The organism is Sediminibacterium sp. FW305-C-49, from assembly GCF_058231085.1.
Window position 1 is genome coordinate 1,338,479 of record NZ_JBIQXS010000001.1, and the last position, 18,920, is coordinate 1,357,398.

At 42.0% G+C, this 18,920-nt stretch carries 16 protein-coding genes; 13 read left to right on the forward strand and 3 right to left on the reverse strand.

The features are described 5' to 3' along the window. Positions 1-281: 281 nt before the first annotated feature. The 4 genes from recQ (at position 282) to ACH3Z1_RS05570 (ending at position 4,529) form a co-directional block, all read left to right on the forward strand. Positions 282-2,573 carry a DNA helicase RecQ gene (gene recQ / locus ACH3Z1_RS05555; RefSeq protein ID WP_490820873.1) on the forward strand — a complete coding sequence of 764 codons (2,292 nt, stop codon included), beginning with the start codon at positions 282-284 and terminating at the stop codon, positions 2,571-2,573. Positions 2,574-2,784: 211 nt separating this feature from the next. Then, positions 2,785-3,516 carry an endonuclease/exonuclease/phosphatase family protein gene (locus tag ACH3Z1_RS05560; protein ID WP_490820874.1) on the forward strand — a complete coding sequence of 244 codons (732 nt, stop codon included), beginning with the start codon at positions 2,785-2,787 and terminating at the stop codon, positions 3,514-3,516. Positions 3,517-3,564: 48 nt separating this feature from the next. Then, positions 3,565-4,059, forward strand: a complete 495-nt coding sequence (locus tag ACH3Z1_RS05565; RefSeq protein ID WP_490820875.1) for an ExbD/TolR family protein — start codon at positions 3,565-3,567, stop codon at positions 4,057-4,059. A 215-nt stretch (positions 4,060-4,274) separates the two neighbouring features. Then, complete coding sequence (locus ACH3Z1_RS05570) at positions 4,275-4,529, forward strand: hypothetical protein (RefSeq protein ID WP_490820876.1); 255 nt, start codon at positions 4,275-4,277, stop codon at positions 4,527-4,529. Between the two features lie 49 nt (positions 4,530-4,578). Here ACH3Z1_RS05570 and ACH3Z1_RS05575 read toward each other — a convergent pair whose 3' ends face one another. Next, positions 4,579-5,613, reverse strand: coding sequence for a DUF3089 domain-containing protein (locus ACH3Z1_RS05575; protein WP_490820877.1), 1,035 nt, complete (start codon positions 5,611-5,613; stop codon positions 4,579-4,581). A gap of 128 nt (positions 5,614-5,741) precedes the next feature. Here ACH3Z1_RS05575 and ACH3Z1_RS05580 point away from each other — a divergent pair, with 128 nt between their 5' ends. The 9 genes from ACH3Z1_RS05580 (at position 5,742) to pdxH (ending at position 17,018) form a co-directional block, all read left to right on the forward strand. Further along, positions 5,742-6,686, forward strand: a complete 945-nt coding sequence (locus ACH3Z1_RS05580; protein WP_490820878.1) for an isopenicillin N synthase family dioxygenase — start codon at positions 5,742-5,744, stop codon at positions 6,684-6,686. Positions 6,687-6,944: 258 nt separating this feature from the next. Beyond that, complete coding sequence (gene chrA, locus ACH3Z1_RS05585; protein ID WP_490820879.1) at positions 6,945-8,204, forward strand: chromate efflux transporter; 1,260 nt, start codon at positions 6,945-6,947, stop codon at positions 8,202-8,204. A gap of 229 nt (positions 8,205-8,433) precedes the next feature. Then, a complete protein-coding gene (locus tag ACH3Z1_RS05590) occupies positions 8,434-9,177 on the forward strand; it encodes a ParA family protein (RefSeq protein WP_490820880.1) in 744 nt (247 codons plus the stop codon). 74 nt (positions 9,178-9,251) lie between these two features. Beyond that, positions 9,252-9,983 (forward strand): esterase family protein, encoded by a 732-nt coding sequence (locus ACH3Z1_RS05595; protein WP_490820881.1) that lies wholly within the window; start codon positions 9,252-9,254, stop codon positions 9,981-9,983. A gap of 144 nt (positions 9,984-10,127) precedes the next feature. Then, positions 10,128-10,865, forward strand: a complete 738-nt coding sequence (locus tag ACH3Z1_RS05600; RefSeq protein WP_490820882.1) for a peptidase associated/transthyretin-like domain-containing protein — start codon at positions 10,128-10,130, stop codon at positions 10,863-10,865. A gap of 23 nt (positions 10,866-10,888) precedes the next feature. Next, entirely contained in the window at positions 10,889-11,854 is a 966-nt protein-coding gene (locus ACH3Z1_RS05605; RefSeq protein WP_490820883.1) for a hypothetical protein, read from the forward strand. Positions 11,855-12,095: 241 nt separating this feature from the next. Further along, positions 12,096-13,145 (forward strand): efflux RND transporter periplasmic adaptor subunit, encoded by a 1,050-nt coding sequence (locus ACH3Z1_RS05610; protein WP_490821235.1) that lies wholly within the window; start codon positions 12,096-12,098, stop codon positions 13,143-13,145. Positions 13,146-13,195: 50 nt separating this feature from the next. Then, entirely contained in the window at positions 13,196-16,270 is a 3,075-nt protein-coding gene (locus ACH3Z1_RS05615) for an efflux RND transporter permease subunit (protein ID WP_490820884.1), read from the forward strand. A 106-nt stretch (positions 16,271-16,376) separates the two neighbouring features. Beyond that, entirely contained in the window at positions 16,377-17,018 is a 642-nt protein-coding gene (gene pdxH, locus ACH3Z1_RS05620) for a pyridoxamine 5'-phosphate oxidase (protein WP_490820885.1), read from the forward strand. A gap of 1 nt (position 17,019) precedes the next feature. Here the strand turns inward: pdxH and ACH3Z1_RS05625 are convergent, their stop codons facing one another. Both ACH3Z1_RS05625 and ACH3Z1_RS05630 read right to left on the reverse strand, forming a co-directional pair. Next, a complete protein-coding gene (locus tag ACH3Z1_RS05625) occupies positions 17,020-17,598 on the reverse strand; it encodes a hypothetical protein (protein WP_490820886.1) in 579 nt (192 codons plus the stop codon). Positions 17,599-17,784: 186 nt separating this feature from the next. Then, complete coding sequence (locus ACH3Z1_RS05630; protein ID WP_490820887.1) at positions 17,785-18,747, reverse strand: transketolase family protein; 963 nt, start codon at positions 18,745-18,747, stop codon at positions 17,785-17,787. Positions 18,748-18,920 lie beyond the last annotated feature (173 nt).

Here is an 18,920-nt window from a genome sequence, read left to right on the forward strand (position 1 = left end):
ATAAATATTTCCGTTGGTATAAAATTTTGATATGGCTCATTTCATGCGGCACAAAGGTAAACTTTAACAGCAAACTCTATGTAATCAGCCTATTCTTCGTTAACTTCGCCATCCTTTTGAAAAAAGCAGGCTGCTTCCTCAGAAGGGCCACCATGCACCGGTTCCGCCGGAAACACTTCCTCTTAGGCCAATTGGCAAATATTAAGTGAAAATTCCGGTAAAATCATTAACTTATATGGTTATAAAGGGTTCCGCCGGTGCGGTAAACTGATTGTATATACATGGCAACAAGCACAAAGAAAGCCCCGGTAAAAAGGGGTACAACACCCAAATCTGCCGCCGCAGGCAAAAAGAATACCACAACAAAGCTGGCAGATGCCGCTTTTGATATTCATGGGGCACTGGAAACCTATTTTGGCTTCAGAGAGTTTAAGGGTACACAGGAAAAATCGATCCGCAGCTTATTAAGCGGTAAAGATACATTTGTCATCATGCCAACCGGTGGCGGTAAAAGCCTTTGCTACCAGTTACCGGCCATGATACTCGATGGTTGCGCCATCATTGTTTCGCCCCTTATTGCCCTCATGAAAAACCAGGTCGACCTGGTTCGCGGATATAGTGAGAAAGACGATGTGGCACATTTCCTCAATTCCTCCCTCAATAAAGGACAGATAAAAGCGGTGAAAGAAGACCTCGACAGCGGTAAAACCAAACTGCTGTATGTGGCACCCGAAACCCTGACCAAACAGGAAAACCTCGAATATTTTGCGGATCTCAAGATCTCTTTTTTCGCAGTAGATGAAGCGCATTGTATTTCAGAATGGGGTCACGATTTCAGACCCGAATACCGCAGGTTAAGAGAAATGATGGACATCATTAACCCCGATGTACCCGTTATTGCCTTAACCGCCACTGCCACACCCAAGGTGCAAAGCGATATTGTGAAGAACCTGGGTTTGCGTGAACCGAATATTTTTATTTCTTCTTTTAACCGTACCAATCTCTATTATGAGATTCAGCCCAAAATAAAAAAGGACCAGACGGTTAAGCATATTGTAAAGTTCATCAGCCAGCACAAAGGCAAAAGCGGTATCATATATACCCTCAACCGCAAAACAACAGAAGAGCTGGCCGAACTGCTGGTAGCCAATAATATTAAAGCAGTGGCTTACCATGCGGGTCTCGATCAGAAATTACGTGCCGACAGACAGGACCAGTTTCTGAATGAAGATGTACAGGTAATTGTAGCCACCATTGCATTCGGAATGGGTATTGATAAACCCGATATCCGTTTTGTGATTCATTTCAACATTCCCAAATCCATCGAAAACTATTACCAGGAAACAGGCAGAGCGGGGCGTGATGGACTGGAAGGTATTTGTGTATTGTATTATTCGCACAAAGACGTGGCCAAACTGGAGCATCTCATGCGCGATAAACCACTGAGTGAAAGAGAAGTGGGTGGTCAACTGATCGATGAAACAGTGGCTTATGCAGAAAGTGCTGTATGCCGCAGAAAAATACTGTTGCATTATTTCGGGGAAGACTGGGGCGAAAAGAATTGTGGCAATTGCGATAACTGTCGCAACCCGAAAGAAAAAATAGAGGTAAAAGAAGAAGTGCTGCAGGTGCTGAAAACAATTAAAGCCCTGGATGAAAGATTTGTGGCAGATTATGTGATCAGTGTACTCATCGGCAGACTTACCCCGCAGATCAGTATGTTCCGTCACGATCAACTCGAAGTATTTGGGATTGGGAAGGATAAAGAAATTCATTTGTGGAACAGCCTTGTTCGGCAGATGATGTTGGAAAACCTGATCAGGAAAGACATTGAAGAATATGGTTTACTGAAGCTCACCGAAAAAGGAGAGAAGTTCCTGAAGAAACCTGCGTCTTTTAAAATAGTATTGAATAACCTGTTTGAAGATGCCAATGCCGATGATGAAGAAGGAGAAGGCGGCACGCAGGCCGGTGCTGCGGCTGATGACAAATTGTTTGAAATGCTCAAAGAATTACGTCAGAAAGAAGCCAAGCGTAAAAACCTGCCCCCCTTTGTTATTTTCCTCGAAACTTCTTTGCAGGATATGGCCACACTGTATCCTACTACTTTACAGGAACTGGAAAAATGCCAGGGTGTAAGCAAGGGTAAGGCATTAAAGTATGGTAAACCATTTGTAGAAATGGTGGCCAAATACGTGGAAGAAAATGAGATAGAGAAACCCGATGATTTTGTAATGAAGAGTGTGGCCAATAAAGCCAACAACAAAATCTATATCATCCAGAATGTAGATAAGAAAATTCCACTGGAAACCATTGCACGCAATAAAAACCTGCGACTCGATGAACTGCTGGAAGAAATGGAAACCATCGCCGCCAGTGGCACTAAACTCAACCTCGACTATGCCATCGACGAATGGCTGGATGAATACGACCAGGAAGAAATTATTGAGTATTTCAAAAACTGCGAAACTTCGTCCTTACAAATTGCACAGCAGGAGTTGAGTGAAAATGAGTATACCTGGGAGCAGTTGAAAATTATGCGCATTAAGTTTTTGAGTGTGTACGGGAATTAGTGTTTTCTCGCTTTTAGTGAGGTTGGAAAGTCGGAAAGTCCGGAAGACCGAAAGTATCATACGGTATATTATTCTGTGTATTTCTGTGTCTTCAGTGGCATTTATGTATTGCCACTGAATACACAGAAATACACAGAAATAATTTTACCACCTCTGTGAAACTCCGTGCCATACTCCGTGTAACCCCGTGGTTAAAAAAGCATGCTAATAAATGCGAACATCTTTTTTAATTCTTCTCTCATTCATTTTACTCTCCTTTTCTCCCAAAGAACCCATACGCCTACTCAGCTACAATATCCGTAATGCCAAAGGCATGGATAATATTACCGACTACAAACGCATCGCCAATATAATTACAGCATCAAAAGCCTCCATTGTTGCTTTACAGGAACTCGATAGTGTTACACAAAGAAGTAAAGGTATAGATGTGTTGAAAGAGCTCGCAGCAACAACAGGTATGTATGCAAGTTATGGTGTTGCTATAGCTTTTCAGGGAGGTAAGTATGGAGTGGGTGTTTTATCGAAAGAAAAACCATTAACCCAGACCACAATTCCATTGCCCGGAACGGAAGAAGCAAGGGTATTACTGATCGTGGAGTTTAAAGATTATGTGGTTTTCTGTTCGCATTTCTCACTCACTGAAAAAGACAGGATCAGTTCAGTAAAACTGATAGAGGAACAATTGAAAGGGTATCAAAAACCTGTTTTATTGGCGGGCGATTTAAATGATACACCGGGCAGCACCATGATGCAAATGCTGCAACAATCATTTCAATTGGTAAGCGCAAATGAGTTGAGTTTTCCATCCAATGAACCTGATCGTTGTATTGATTATATCCTTGTTCGTCATACACAAAAAGTACAGGTACTTCAATCCGAAGTATTGAACGAGCCGGTAGCGTCGGATCACAGACCGGTGATGGTTGAATTAAAATGGCAATAGCTTGTATGGAATACTGCTATAAAATCATCTCATTCAAAACGACTGGTTATGGCAGAGATGCAAACACCCGAAAGCAGGAACCGTAAAGGACTGCACCGCAACAAAAAATTATCAACCCGGGTAGATCTTACACCCATGGTAGACCTGGGTTTTCTACTCATTACATTTTTCATCTTCACCACTGCATTGAGCGAGCCGGCCAGTATTGTAATGCCCTTGCCCGATGAAAAAGAAACGGATAACCCGACAGTTACAGGCGAACGAAAAACCATTTCTTTATTACTTGATGGCCATAATATCATTCGCTATTATGAAGGCAGTAATGACAAAGCCATTCAGCAAACAGATTACAGTAGTAAAGGATTAAGAGCCGTTTTACTGGCCAAAATTAAACAGGTAAAAACCGAATTTGGTATTGATGCAGAACCCGTTGTACTCATCAGACCATTAGAGGCATCGAGTTATGGTAACTTAGTAAATGTGCTCGATGAAATGATGATTAATGGGGTGAAGAAGTATATGTTGCTGGGGGAGGATAAATAGTATTTCATCGACTCTGTCAAAAAAGCACTTTGTAAATGCTGCTTCCTCTTGTTCTCTGCGGTAAATGACGCTTTAACTTCGCCGCATAGTACCGTTGATTTTTACAGGGAATTCACTAAATCTTCACCATTTTATGCAGCACTGGCACCATATTTGGTGTCAATATTATACATCCCCCTGAGCCATTATTATGTAACCGAACAAAAGGAGGGTTTATGTATATCCAGCATTTACAGCCAAATATCATCCACGAAGACAGCTATTTAACCATCATGTCTGAACGTGCAGGTAACCTGATACTGAAAGTATTGGATGTAGACGGACATATGGCCAAAACCATTGTGGAAGATGTGAGCGAGGGGTTGCAGCAACTGGTTATTAACCTCGGCGACCTTGCCAGTGGTAATTATATCCTCAATGCATTTAATGGCGATGTATTCATTAAAGCCATCCGTTTCAGCAAACAATAATATCAAACCCTGCACCGGATTTAAATCCGGTACAAGGAAAAATGCAGGGTTATTTTCTTTTGTAGGCGTTCACTCTCTCTTTTACATTTTCACGCACACTCAGGTAGTAGAGATTATAATCGCCAATATGGTAGTTTTTGGTGGTAAAGAAAATATTACCAAAGAAACGGGGCTTGTGGGTCCAGATAACATCTCTGGCATTATGGGCAGCAGCCACTTTTTTTACCAGTTGGTTAAAATTGGTCACCACACCGCCTTTGTTTTTCTTTCTGGTGGCAACAGTATCGGTACTGCTCCAGGTAAGTGGATTGGTAACAATGGCTTTCTCTTTTTCATTCAGCACATAACCTGGTTTATAACCTGCTTTAAAAGTACGCCAGCTTAAAACACAACCTGTTTGTGCTGCAGTAGAGCAGGTTTTAATATTTGTAAACCAGGTTTCTTCCACCGGAATACCTACGAGGTAGGCGGCTACTAATTTTTGTTCTAACGGAGTGCCATCAAAAAATTCTTTCACCAGTCTTTTACCATGCGTGGTGCCCTGGCTATGTGTGGCAATGATGATGGGTCTGTTTTGATGATAGTGTTGAAGGTAATAAGTGAAAGCTGCTTTTACATCTGCATAAGCCAGTTCAAAAGCGGCTAATGCGGCAATGGTATCTGCTGCTGTTACCGGAAAATAAGAACCCAGGCTGGCCTGCCGGTACCTCGGAGCAAAAATTCTGCCTGCTTCATTAAAAATACTGGCCTGGTAGAGAATGGTGCTGTAATCGGTTTTAGCCGCCAGCTCAGCATTATAAATAGGTGCGTTCCATCCGAAAGGGCGGGCATCGTCGGTATAGGTGGTTGGATGAATAAAAAACACATCAACGGTGGTATCGGGCTGATAATTTTTACGCAATGGTTTGGGAATACTGTCTGAAGGATCTTTTTTATAAGGATGTGCCGCCCAGTAATCCATATTGCTGTAATCAGGTGCAATAACAGTTTCAGACAAGCTGTAACTTGATACATATTTATGATAGCCGTTATTACACGCAAATAAGAAAGCGATGCATAAGCATACTACAGCCGGGTGTTTCATTCCTTAAAGTTGATAAAAATACCTGAAACAAAGGCTTTGTCTACATACTACCATAAATCCAACTAGTTTTGTAATTTTCCAGACGGTTGAAAAACCGGTTCTTTATTATTCACACAAAAACGAGTGTTATGGCCATTCCCGTAGTAGACCTGGCAGAATTTTTAAGTGGCGATCCCCAACGCAAAGCGGCTTTTGTACAGGAGCTGGGTAAAGCGTACGAAGAAGTAGGTTTTGTTGCTGTTAAAAACCATGGTATTCCAGATGAGCTCATTGCTCACCAGTACGAATATGTTCAGCAGTTTTTTGCCCTCCCGCTGGAGAAAAAACTGCAATACGAAATACCCGGTCTGGCCGGTCAGCGTGGTTATACCAGCTTTGGTCGTGAACATGCCAAAGGCAGTGAAGCACCAGATCTGAAAGAATTTTTTCAGTACGGACAAACCGTTGAAAACAATGACCCCATTAAAAGCGAGTACCCCGATAATGTATCAGTAAAAGAAGTGGAGCCATTGAACAAAACACTGTTTAATGCTTACCGGAATTTTGAAAAAAGCGGGCGTTCCCTATTACAGGCTATTGCCTTGTATTTAGGCCTCGATGAAAATTATTTTGATGCTCATATTGTGAATGGGAATTCTATCCTGCGTTGTATTCATTATCCACCCATTACAAATGAACCCAAAAGTGCCATTCGCGCCGAGCAGCATGAAGATATTAACCTGATCACCTTACTGGTAGGTGCATCTGCAGATGGCTTGCAGATACTGACCAAACAGGGTGAATGGGTAAATGTAACTTCCTTACCAGAACAGATTGTGGTGAATGTGGGCGATATGTTACAGCGTTTAACCAACAATAAACTACGCAGTACCACGCACCGTGTGGTAAATCCGCCAAGAGAACACTGGCATACCAGCAGGTTCTCCATGCCCTTTTTCCTGCATCCGAGAAGTGAAATGAGTTTGGCCTGTCTGGATAGCTGTATTGATGCCTCACATCCAAAAGCTTACCCGGATGCAACCGCAGGCGAATACCTGGATGAAAGACTGAGGGAGATCGGGCTCAAAAAATAAGGAATAAGAAACAAGAAACAGTGAAGAAGCGATCAGGAAGTAGGAAGACCTAATACTGACTACTCACTATTCACTACTCACTTAATTAATAGAACGCAGATTGTGATGACAATCTGCGTTTTTGTTTGCTGTGTCAAATAAAAACACTCAGTACTCACTGCTGACAACTCACTGGTCACTAAAATCCCCCAAAATGAGTAACATGCAGTTTTCCGGGATTTCACTAATTTTCAGTTTCATTAATCCCCCGTTTATTCCTTGATACTTTTACGCCATATTCCTTTTCTGCGTGCTGTATTATGGCATAGCCTCACAGCTTTTGGCGGACCACAAGGACATATGGGTATGATGATGAAGACCTTTGTGCATCAGCGAAGGGATGTATCGGAAACAGAACTGATGGAGTATAATGCTTTCTGCCAGTTATTACCCGGTGCTTCATCTACCCAAACGCTTACACTGATTGGTTATAAGAGAGGAGGCGTTCCACTGGCGGTTCTTACTTTACTGATCTGGATTACACCAGCCTGTGTATTGATGGGTGGACTTTCTTTCCTGCTGCAATATTTCAACAGTAAATCAATTCACCCCGATTTCTTTGTATTTATTCAGCCCATGGCCATTGGTTTTATTGCCTATTCTACCTATCGCATTTTTGGGTTGGCTGTTCACAATACCATTACAAGGGTCATCATGGCAGTGGCGTCACTGGCCACTTTTATACTGTTTAAAACACCCTGGATATTTCCAGCCTTGATAGTGGCTGCCGGTATTGCCACCAATTTCAGTGATAAAAGAATTCCGGAGAAAGACCAGCCCCGGAAAAAAATTAAATGGGGTAATATCCTCATCTTCTTTATACTCTTTGGTATTGCCGGTTATATATCAGAAACAGCGACAAGACAAAACTGGGAAAACAGGAAAGCCATTAATCTGTTTGAAAATGCCTATCGTTTTGGCAGTCTTGTATTTGGCGGTGGCGATGTAATGATGCCACTGATGTATGAGCAATATGTAACCCGCCCCGAATCGAAACGTATACAGGAAACGGGTAGAGAAGTACTGAAGATGTCGAAAGAAGATTTCCTCACCGGTTCGGGCATGGTTAGAGCCATACCGGGTCCGGTTTTTTCCATAGGCGCTTTTACCGGTGGAATGGTATTGAGAGAGGAGGGAGCCTGGTGGCAATTGATGGGTTGTTTTATTGGAGCCATTGCTATTTTTCTGCCCAGTGCCCTGCTGGTACTCTTCTTCTTCCCGGTATGGCATAACCTGAAACGATATGTTGTTATTTTCCGGTCACTGGAAGGTATCAATGCAGCAGTGGTGGGCATTATGGCCGGTGCTACTTTTTACCTGATGAAGGATACATTCCTGATTGCCCTTTTTGAGGGCCGATATATAGCCATTCTCGATATCCTGATTATTGCTATTACTTTTTTCCTCCTCCAGCTAAAGCGTATACCCGCGCCGCTTATTGTATTGGGGTGTTTGGTATTGGGGTATTTGGTGCATTAGGAGAGAAGCTGCGAGCTATGAGCTGTGAGCCACGAGCCACGAGCTTCTAGCTTCTAGCTTCTAGCTTCTAGCTGCTAGACAAAAAAGGATAGTAAGATAGATGATAGTTGGTTAATCCTATAATTATGCTTTATTGCAGTAGCTAGTAGCCAGCAGCTGGCAGCTCGTGGCTCGTAGCTCATGGCTCAAGGCAAGCCATCGGCTTTCTAAAAAAACCGTATATTAGAGCATGGTCACATTAGCAATCTACAATCTCAAAGGTGGAGTGGGTAAAACTGCCGCATCCATTAATCTGGCATATTTATTTGCCAAAGAAGGATATAAGACATTGGTATGGGATCTTGATCCACAGGGTTCCTCCTCTTTTTACCTGGGTGCCAGTGCCACAGTAAAAAATGAATCCCGTAAACTGCTTAACAGCGAGATGGAGCTGGCCGATGCTATTCAGTCAACCGGGTATGAAAACCTGGATATCATTCCGGCAGACATCTCAGCCAGACATGCAGATATTCTGCTGAATGAAATGAAACAGTCGCGCCGGAAACTACTCACGCTGTTAGCACCCCTGAAAAAAGACTATGATATCGTAATACTGGATAGTCCGCCCGGTATATCTGTTTTGCATGAAGCTGTTTTTGTGGCGGCAGACTGGGTACTCATGCCCAATATACCTACTACCTTATCTATTCGTTCCTATGAAACAGTGGATAGTTATTTTAAAGAAAACGATCTCGACCGTAGTAAGATCAAATGTTTCTTCAGCATGGTGGATCATAGGAAAAACCTGCACCATGAAGTGATGAATGAGTTTTACAAAGACAAATTTTTCCTGAAAAGTTATATTCCATACCTGAGCGATGTAGAGAAAATGGGTGTACATGCCGCACCGCTCGAAACCTTTGCTGCCAGTAGTTATGCAGCACAGTGTTACCGTGATTTGTGGAAAGAAATCAGGAAAACCTGTATTGAATAATATCTCTGTGCAACTTGATCCCGAGCCGGAATCAAGTTGCATAGCGTTTTACTTACTAAGTTAACCTGTGGATTATGGAAAGACATTTGTCATCGTGGTATAGTCCTGCCCTCGGAAAAGAAATGCCCATAGCCTCTTATGGACATTATGGTTTTGCACTTTTGCTGATACCAACAGCAGCAGCCGATTACCTGGAATATGAAAGATTTCAGTTGATTGATGCGCTCTCTCCATACATCAACAGCGGCAAACTCCGTGTATTCAGCATCGACAGTATGAACAAAGAAAGCTGGATGAACAATGAGATGGAGCCCTCACATAAAGCCATCCGTCATAACCAGTTCAACGAATATGTTTTTAATGAAGTGATTCCCTTTATCCGTACCAATACGAGTAGTGAAACCATGATCTATACATGCGGCGCATCATTTGGTGCTTTGCATGCCATGAACCTGTTTTTGAAACGTCCTGATATCATTAACGGAGCCATCAGTATGAGCGGTGTATACGATTTGTCGGAATACACCAAAGGTTTCTGGGATGAGCAGGTATTTTATAACAGTCCCGAACATTATATACCTACGCTGAATGATCCATGGTACTTAGATAAGATAAAAGCCAGTCATCATATTCATATTTATACGGGTAGTGGTTCTTATGAAGATCCGAATGCATCGAAACGCTTTGCCGGCATACTCTATAATAAAGGCATCTGGTACGATCTGGATGTATGGGGTGCCGATATCAACCACGACTGGCCCACCTGGCGAACGATGTTGCCTTATATTATTGATGTAAAGTTTTGAGGTTGGACCATGCCCGCCCCTGCAAAAACCTCGTTAATTCCCTGCAAATTTGAGGCGGTCTGAGAATCCTGCTTTAATATTACAGCTCAATTAAAGGGTTTGAAAAAAAAGCTACTCATTTTTCTTTGTTGTTTTTCCGCATGCATGTTTTGGAGTAGCAGGGATTTGTATGCACAGTTTGTTACCATTTCAGGAAATGTATACGATATCAGTGCAAGGCGACCGCTGGAAGCTGTTGCTGTATTGAGCACATCGGGCAGGGGCACCATCACCGATTCACTGGGGCGTTACCTGATTATTGTTCCCAGAACAGATTCCATCTGGTTTTCAATGATTGGTAAGTCAACCATGAAATACCCGGTTGATACCATCATCAATGTCGATAATTTCAATGTAATGATTCATGTTCGTGCTGCCGATTTACCGGAAGTAAAAGTGCGTAACAATTATTACAAACTCGATTCCATCCAGAACCGGCGCGATTATGCCAAAGTATTTGATTTCAAAAAACCAACACTTCGGTTGAGTAATAACCCCAATTATAATCCCGGTGGACTAACAGTAGGCTTCGATCTGGTAGAACTCATTAATATGTTCAGAACCAGGCGTAACAGGAACCTTGAATTTTTACAGAACAGGCTGTTACAACAGGAACAGGATAAATACACTGACAGGCGATTCAGTAAAAAATTTGTTCGTGAAATCACCTTGCTGAATCCGCCGGAAATAGATACTTTCATGAAAAGATACCGACCCGATTATGAACTGCTGACACAGATGAATGATCTTGAGCTGGGGTATTATATCGGTAAATGTTATGAGCAGTTTAAATCGATGAGGTATAACTGGAGAGGGGGATTACGCAGGAGAGAAGATGAATAGTTTATTATTATTCAACCAACTATATGCGGGTCTTATACATTTTTATTTTACTCGTTTTTTTAATCACAAGCAGTACGGCACAGGATAAAACAGGTGTATGGAGAGGTATAGTAGTGTTTGGTGGCACAGTTCCTTATTTCAATGTGGGAACATTGCCCAGTATTGGTAATGAAACGAGGTTGGGTCGTATTAATCCGAATAGCCCTGCTATGGCTATACATGTGAATGGGAGTCCTGAATTTGTTACAAAGGCAAAGCTGGAAATGATTGAAGCAGATGAAAGAATGCTGGCACAGCTAACTTCCTATGGCCCTGATAATAAACTGGTAACCATGTACCAGTTTTATGTAAGACCCACACCCAAAGAATCATATAAATATCACTTACAGGCAAAATCAGTACTGGTAAATGAAACCATCAAAAAAGCCGATCTTTTTGATTTGAGGGGAAGTTTTCTAAACACCGATTCTGGTTTTGTTTTTCAGGGTGTGTGGGAAGATCCATACGGGAAAAGAAAATTTGGCAATTTTGCCTTTGTCCCATCCAATGAGATGATAACCATCAATCCTGAACTATGGCATGGTTTCCTGAAGAAAAACCGGATTGACGAATCCTCTTTAGCACCTGATCGCCAGTTTAAACCTTTTCCACTGTTTGATACGATTACTACTAATGCACCAGCCATATATGGGAACTTAATAGATAACGGATTGGTTGACCAGGATACACTCAGTATATGGCTAAACGGGCGCTTAATTGAAGATGATATTGTGCCGGGTAAAAAACCATTTTATTTCAGGATTAATCTGGGCGAAGAAGAGTGGAATCATTTCACCATCAGGTGTAAAAGTGAAGGCAAAGAAAAAGGTACAGGTGTTCACCTGAATTTACAATTGATGGATACACAGTTAAAATATAACCTCGCACTGTACCAATACCACCAGGCAGAATGGGTCATCAGGAGAAAAGATTCGGTGAAAAGCAAATAATTCCCGGCGTAATTGGAGCTATGCGCTTTGAGCCTTGAGCTGCGGGCATTTCGCAGAATATTTATTGTATTGAATAGCCTCTGTAATACAGCATAAAATGCTCATGGCTCATAGCTCGCAGCTCACAACTCAAAAACAAATACCCTTCATTAATTACAGCCCGGCCATTCATCCCATGAAGTAACAACAGAGCCTATTTAGCTTTATCTTTAGACGCTATAAATTTTACGCCTTGAAAAGAATGTATCCATTGCTGCTTGCTAGTGTATTTGTGATTTCCTGCAAGAGCAAAAAAGAAGAACCACGTCAACAGAATAATGGTCCACAGGCAGTGATTGTAGATGTTATCATCGCCGGCAAAAACAATATCTCCAATATTGTGGAAGTAAACGGATCGGTAGTAGCCAACGAAGCTACCAACCTGCAACCCGAAGTAAGCGGCCGATTAACCTACCTCAATTTACCCGAAGGTGCTAAAGTATCGCAAGGCACAGTACTGGCGCGCATTAATGATGCCGACTTACAGGCAAGTACAAAAAAAATACAGGTGCAACTGGATCTCGCACAAAAAAATGAAGAACGTTTAAGAAAATTATTATCCATCGGCGGTATCAACCAGGCTGATTATGATGCTGTACTGAATCAGGTAAATACATTAAAAGCTGATCTTGACATCCTGAAAGCACAGATTGATAAAACAATTTTAAAAGCACCTTTTACCGGCGTACTTGGTTTAAGAATGGTTAGTCCGGGAGCATATGTTACTCCTGCCACCATTCTTGCTACTTTACAACAGATAGACAAGGTTAAAATAGATTTCACTATTCCCGAGGCTTACACAACGCTTATTGCAAAAGGTAAAACAGTGAATATTAAAACCAATGGCCGGGAAGGAACAAAAAAAGCAGTCATCATTGCTACAGAACCACAGATAGATGCTACTACCCGTAACCTGAAAGTAAGAGCAGAGCTGGCCGGTGCCGATATCAATCCCGGTGGTTTTGTAAAAGTATTGATTGAAACAGGCGGTAAGAACAACAGTATCCTTGTTCCAACCAATGCCATCATTCCCGATGCAAAAGCAAAGAAAGTAGTGGTGGTAAAAGATGGCAAGGGTAAACTTACTGATATCGAGACAGGTCTTCGTGTAAATGGTATGGCAGAAGTATTGAGCGGATTGAAAGTCGGCGACAGTATTGCTGTATCAGGCGTATTATTTGTTCGACCCAACTCACAACTAAAAGTGAGAAGTGTAAAACAAATTGAAGAATTCGCGGGCAATCAGCAGTAATGGCCTTCGTATATGCTTTTATCTTTTTACTTCTTTAACGTGGCTACACCATGAATATTTCAGAACTATCATTAAAGCGACCCATCCTGGCAACGGTGATGAATATTCTCATCGTATTATTTGGGGTGGTTGGATATACATTTCTATCCGTACGTGAATATCCGGCGATTGATCCGCCCATTGTGAATGTGCGAACGGCTTATGCAGGTGCCAACTCAGATATTGTAGAGAGCCAGATTACAGAGCCACTCGAAAAATCAATTAACGGTATACCAGGTATCAGAACCATTACTTCATCCAGTTCAAATGGGTCAAGTAATATCACTGTAGAATTCAACATCAATGAAGACCTAGAAGCGGCTGCCAATGATGTGCGGGATAAAGTGAGCCAGGCAGCCAGAAATCTGCCACAGGATATTGATGCACCACCCGTAGTAAGCAAGGCCGATGCCAACAGTGACTTCATTGTAATGATGGCTGTACAAAGCCGCACCAAAGGATTACTTGAGCTGAGCGATTACGCCGAGAATGTACTGGTAGAAAGATTACAGACCATACCTGAAGTAAGCGCCATCAATATATTCGGACAAAAACGTCCAGCTATGCGCATCTGGATTGATCCGGATAAACTAAATGCGTATAATATTTCTTTTTCCGATATCCGCACCGCGCTCAACAGGGAGAACGTGGAAATTCCTTCCGGTAAAATTTATGGCGAGAATACGGAGATGACCATCCGTGCATTGGGTCGCCTGCAAACAGAAAAAGATTTTCGTGACCTCATCATCTTTGAAGATGCAAGAGGTATCATTCGTTTAAGTGATCTGGCCAAAGTAGAAATTGGTCCCGAATCGGAAGAGTTTAGCTGGCGATTGAATGGAGTGAATGCGGTGGGTCTTGCCATCATTCCACAACCCGGAGCTAACTATATTAAAATAGCAGATGAATTTTACAAGAGAATAGACGCCATTAAGAAAAGTCAGAAAGGCGATTTTGAAATGACTACGCTGATTGACCAGACCAAAAATGTACGTCGGTCAATCAAAGAAGTAGAAGAAACTTTATTGATTTCATTTAGCCTTGTGGTATTGGTCATCTTTTTCTTCTTCCGCAACTGGCTCATCGCCATCCGTCCTTTGATTGATATTCCGATCTCACTGGTGGCCACATTCTTTATCATGTACATCGCCGGATTCTCTGTGAATGTATTAACACTGTTGGGTATTGTACTGGCAACGGGTCTGGTGGTGGATGATGGTATTGTGGTAACCGAAAATATTTTCCGGAAACTGGAGGGTGGATTGCCCATACGCAAAGCAGCATTGGAAGGCAGTAAAGAAATTTTCTTTGCCGTTATTTCAACTTCTATCACACTCGCCGTGGTATTCTTGCCGGTAATCTTCCTTGAAGGTTTTGTGGGTAGCCTGTTCCGTGAGTTTGGTATTACAGTGGCAGCAGCGGTATTGGTGTCGGCCTTTGTATCGTTAACCATTACACCAGTACTGAATGTGTACCTGAATAAAAAAGATGGCGGTCATGGTAAGTTTTATGAAATGACCGAACCCTTTTTCCGTGGTATGGAGAACGGATACAAAAGAATGCTCACAGCTTTCCTGCGTGTACGCTGGATGGCATGGGTAATTGTAGTAGCCTGTTTGGGTGGTATTTTTTTGGTAGGAAGCAATCTGCAAAGTGAGCTTGCACCACTGGAAGACAGAAGCAGTGTACGTTTCCAGATGTCGGGCCCCGAGGGTGCGAGTTATAGTTATATGGTTGATGTGGGAAATAAACTGATCGACTATTTATCTGATTCCATTCCCGAAAAAGATTTTGTGTTTGCAGCCGTTCCGGGTTTTGGTGGTGGTGGCGGTGTAAACAGTGGTACGGCAAGGATTGCTTTTGTGGATCCTGATAAAAGAAAAAGAAGCCAGAGTGAAATAGCAAGAGCCATCAGTAAAAAATTACCACAGTTTAATAATGCGCGGATATTTCCTGTAGAAGAACAGACCATATCGGTAGGTCTGGGTTCAAGAGGATCATTACCTGTTCAGTTCATCTTGCAGAACCTCGATTTTGAAAAGATCAAAGAAGTGATCCCTAAATTCCTGGATGAGGCAAGAAAAGATAAAACCTTTGCCAACGTAGATGTAAACCTCAAATTCAATAAACCCGAATTACAGCTTACCATCGATCGTATCAAAGCCAAAGACCTGGGATTGTCTATTTCTGATGTAGCCGATGTAGTATCAAGCGCATTCAGCGGAAGAAGGCTGGCCTATTTTATCATGAATGGTAAACAATACCAGGTAATCTCACAGGTTGAACTGAAAGACCGAAAAGAGCCGGGTGATATTTCAAATCTCTATGTAAGAAACAGCAGGGGAGAAAATATTCCGCTTACCTCAGTGGTAAAACTGGAAGAAAATTCAAACCCACCAACACTCTATCATTACAATCGTTTTAAAGCAGCAACCATTTCTGCATCGCTGGCAGAAGGTAAAACAATAGGTGATGGTGTAAAAGCCATGCAGGCCATTGGTGATAAATTACTGGATGAAAGTTTCCAGACAGCACTGAGTGGTGCTTCAAGAGATTATGCAGAGAGTTCATCGAACACCACATTTGCATTCGGACTGGCACTGGTACTCATTTATCTGGTACTTGCGGCACAGTTCGAAAGTTTTAAAGATCCGTTTACCATCATGCTAACGGTGCCATTGGCATTGGCGGGAGCGCTGTTGAGTCTTTGGTTATTTGATCAGACATTGAATATCTTCTCTCAGATTGGTATGATCATGCTCATCGGACTTGTAACGAAAAACGGTATCCTGATCGTGGAATTTGCGAACCAGAAACGAGAGTTTGGTTTGCAGAAAAGGGATGCGGTGATTGAAGCATCGGCTCAACGTTTGCGTCCGATCCTGATGACCAGCCTGGCTACCGCATTGGGTGCATTGCCCATTGCCCTGAGTATTGGCGCCGCAGCCACCAGCCGTATGCCATTGGGTATTGTAATTGTGGGCGGTATTCTTTTCTCACTCATACTTACCTTATTTGTTATTCCGGCGGTGTACACGTTTATCTCGGGTAAACACGAAGCCAAAAAAATTGATATAGCAGACTAATAGGGAACTACCTGCTGCGAAAAGGATGAAAGCGAAAGTTTTCATCCTTTTTTATTGATCTGTATGCTGATGGACTATCGTATTTTTGCAGCAGAATCAACAGACCATGAAAAGTTCCATTGCAGATATCAGAAAAGATTATAAACAGCATTCACTGAACGAAGCAGATGTTGCTGCAGATCCCTATGCACAATTCGATCGTTGGTGGAATGAGGCCCTGGCCGCAGAAGTAGATGAAGTAAATGCCATGACACTGGCAACGGCAAGCAAAACCGGCATACCATCGGCCCGCATTGTTTTATTGAAAGGATATGATAAGAATGGCTTTGTATTCTTTACGAATTACGAAAGCAGCAAAGGAAAAGAACTACAGGATAACCCATACGCAGCACTGGTTTTTTTCTGGAAGGAACTGGAAAGACAAGTAAGGATTGAAGGAAGAGTAGAGAAAGTAAGTGCAGCAGAAAGCGATGAATATTTTCATTCGCGCCCGGAAGGCAGCAGGATTGGTGCATGGTCATCGCCACAGAGTGCAGTCATTGCCAGCAGGAAAATTATTGAGACCAATGTAGAGCAGTACACCAGGCGTTTTACGGGTCATGATATTCCAAGACCTGAACATTGGGGCGGTTACAGGGTCATACCTACTGTTTTTGAATTCTGGCAAGGAAGGAGCAGCCGTTTGCACGACCGGTTTCATTATACTCAATTGAATGAAAGCTGGAAAGTAGAAAGACTGGCGCCTTGATTTATCGTTTTATTATATAAATCTGCTTGATGAGCTTAGTTTCCGGATGAAACATTAGCTCTATATAAAAATTATTCTTTTTATATAGAATCGAAGGAATCTTATACCCGGGTAAATAAGGGCGCATACCAATACTAAGTACGCTCTGTTTATCTAAAACTTGTAAAATTTGTTCCATCGATGTAGCACTATCTATAATAATATTACCATCCCTGTATACGTTAGGATAGGTAATCAGGTTGTCTTTCTCGGGATTTCTATTACTTGATTTCATGAATAGTGTAACACTATAAATAGTTTTTTCTTTAGCATAGTATTCAATCCATATTCCTGATTCGGTAAAGCGATAAGCATGCCTTTTTTCCTTATCCTTTTCGCCTGTAGCGGGCGTGTATGAACTTAAAACATAAGTATAACGGCTTTTTGTTCCGATCAGAGAATCCAGTATTATTTTATTGAGATGTTGTGTAATAGGAGATTTGTTCACGATAATTTCTTTTTCTTCCAGTGAAAGTTTTACCTGGCTATAAACAGTTATTTGCAAACCTGTAAAAAGTAGTATAAGTAAATACTTCGTCATCAATATAAAATTCGAAAAATTAAATATACTCAAACTCCCCTTCTCCCTGTTAATAACAGCCTAAGTAAATTCTTAATTTACTTTTTGTAAGGACATTAACAAAGAGAAGGGGAGAAGGGGAGTTTGAGTTGGGGGAATAAAAAAAGAGCGTTCACGAACGCTCTTTCCTTGTATAAAATAGATCCTTTATTTTCTGCTCATCGCTTTCTCAGCCGCAGCAACAATAAATGGTGTATCCAGTCCGTATTTGGCCAGCAGTTCATTGGGTTTACCGCTTTCACCAAAAGTATCGTTGGTGCCGATGTATTCAATAGGCACCGGACAGTTTCTCGCAGCTACCTGTGCAACAGCATCACCCAGTCCGCCAATAATATTGTGTTCTTCTACCGTAACAGCACATTTTGTTTTGCTGATAGAAGCAATAATGGCAGCTTCATCCAGTGGCTTGATGGTATGTATGTTGATCAGCTCTACACTGATACCCTTTTCTTCCAGTATTCTTCCGGCTTCAATGGCTTTCCATACCATATGACCACAGGCAAAAATGGAAATATCGGTTCCTTCACTCATTTTCTGTGCTTTGCCAATCACAAAATCGCTGCCATCTTCTTTGGTGAAGTTGGGCCATTTGGGTCGGCCAAAACGCAGGTATACCGGACCATGCAGGTCGGCAATGGCTTTGGTGGCGGCTTTGGTCTGGTTAAAATCGCATGGCACTACAACAGTCATGCCTGGCAACATTTTCATCAGCCCAATATCTTCCAGTATCTGGTGCGTAGCCCCATCTTCACCCAGTGTTAAACCGGCATGAGAGGCACAGATTTTTACATTCTTATCGCTGTATGCTACACTCTGGCGAATCTGGTCATATACACGACCTGTGCTGAAGTTGGCAAAAGTAGTGGTGTAAGGAATTTTGCCGCCAATGGTTAAACCGGCAGCAATACCAATCATATTGGCTTCTGCAATACCACACTGTATAAAACGATTCGGGAAATCTTTGATATAGGGTCCGAGCTTGAAAGAACCTGCGAGGTCGGCTGTTAATACTACCACATTTTCGTTCTCTTTTGCTAATTCATGGATACCCTCACCAAAACCACCACGGGTTTCTTTTTCATTGAGTACCTGGATGTCTTTAAGTTTCATGTGTTTATATTTATTGATTTTGGTCACATGGAATTCGCCAATAAACATTCCAGTTTGTATCAAACTTTGTTATGGCTCATTTCATACTTCTGTATTGTTTTGAAAGTCCTTGCAAAGAAAGGGGATATTAAGCAATTAGTAAATGGTGAATGGTCAATGGTGAATGGTCAATT

Coding starts and splice junctions, on each gene's coding strand:
- recQ (WP_490820873.1), top strand. CDS start 282: ATGGCAACAAGCACAAAGAAAGCCCCGGTAAAAAGGGGTACAACACCC.
- ACH3Z1_RS05560 (WP_490820874.1), top strand. CDS start 2,785: ATGCGAACATCTTTTTTAATTCTTCTCTCATTCATTTTACTCTCCTTT.
- ACH3Z1_RS05565 (WP_490820875.1), top strand. CDS start 3,565: ATGGCAGAGATGCAAACACCCGAAAGCAGGAACCGTAAAGGACTGCAC.
- ACH3Z1_RS05570 (WP_490820876.1), top strand. CDS start 4,275: ATGTATATCCAGCATTTACAGCCAAATATCATCCACGAAGACAGCTAT.
- ACH3Z1_RS05575 (WP_490820877.1), bottom strand. CDS start 5,613: ATGAAACACCCGGCTGTAGTATGCTTATGCATCGCTTTCTTATTTGCG.
- ACH3Z1_RS05580 (WP_490820878.1), top strand. CDS start 5,742: ATGGCCATTCCCGTAGTAGACCTGGCAGAATTTTTAAGTGGCGATCCC.
- ACH3Z1_RS05590 (WP_490820880.1), top strand. CDS start 8,434: ATGGTCACATTAGCAATCTACAATCTCAAAGGTGGAGTGGGTAAAACT.
- ACH3Z1_RS05595 (WP_490820881.1), top strand. CDS start 9,252: ATGGAAAGACATTTGTCATCGTGGTATAGTCCTGCCCTCGGAAAAGAA.
- ACH3Z1_RS05600 (WP_490820882.1), top strand. CDS start 10,128: ATGTTTTGGAGTAGCAGGGATTTGTATGCACAGTTTGTTACCATTTCA.
- ACH3Z1_RS05605 (WP_490820883.1), top strand. CDS start 10,889: ATGCGGGTCTTATACATTTTTATTTTACTCGTTTTTTTAATCACAAGC.
- ACH3Z1_RS05610 (WP_490821235.1), top strand. CDS start 12,096: ATGTATCCATTGCTGCTTGCTAGTGTATTTGTGATTTCCTGCAAGAGC.
- ACH3Z1_RS05615 (WP_490820884.1), top strand. CDS start 13,196: ATGAATATTTCAGAACTATCATTAAAGCGACCCATCCTGGCAACGGTG.
- pdxH (WP_490820885.1), top strand. CDS start 16,377: ATGAAAAGTTCCATTGCAGATATCAGAAAAGATTATAAACAGCATTCA.
- ACH3Z1_RS05625 (WP_490820886.1), bottom strand. CDS start 17,598: ATGACGAAGTATTTACTTATACTACTTTTTACAGGTTTGCAAATAACT.
- ACH3Z1_RS05630 (WP_490820887.1), bottom strand. CDS start 18,747: ATGAAACTTAAAGACATCCAGGTACTCAATGAAAAAGAAACCCGTGGT.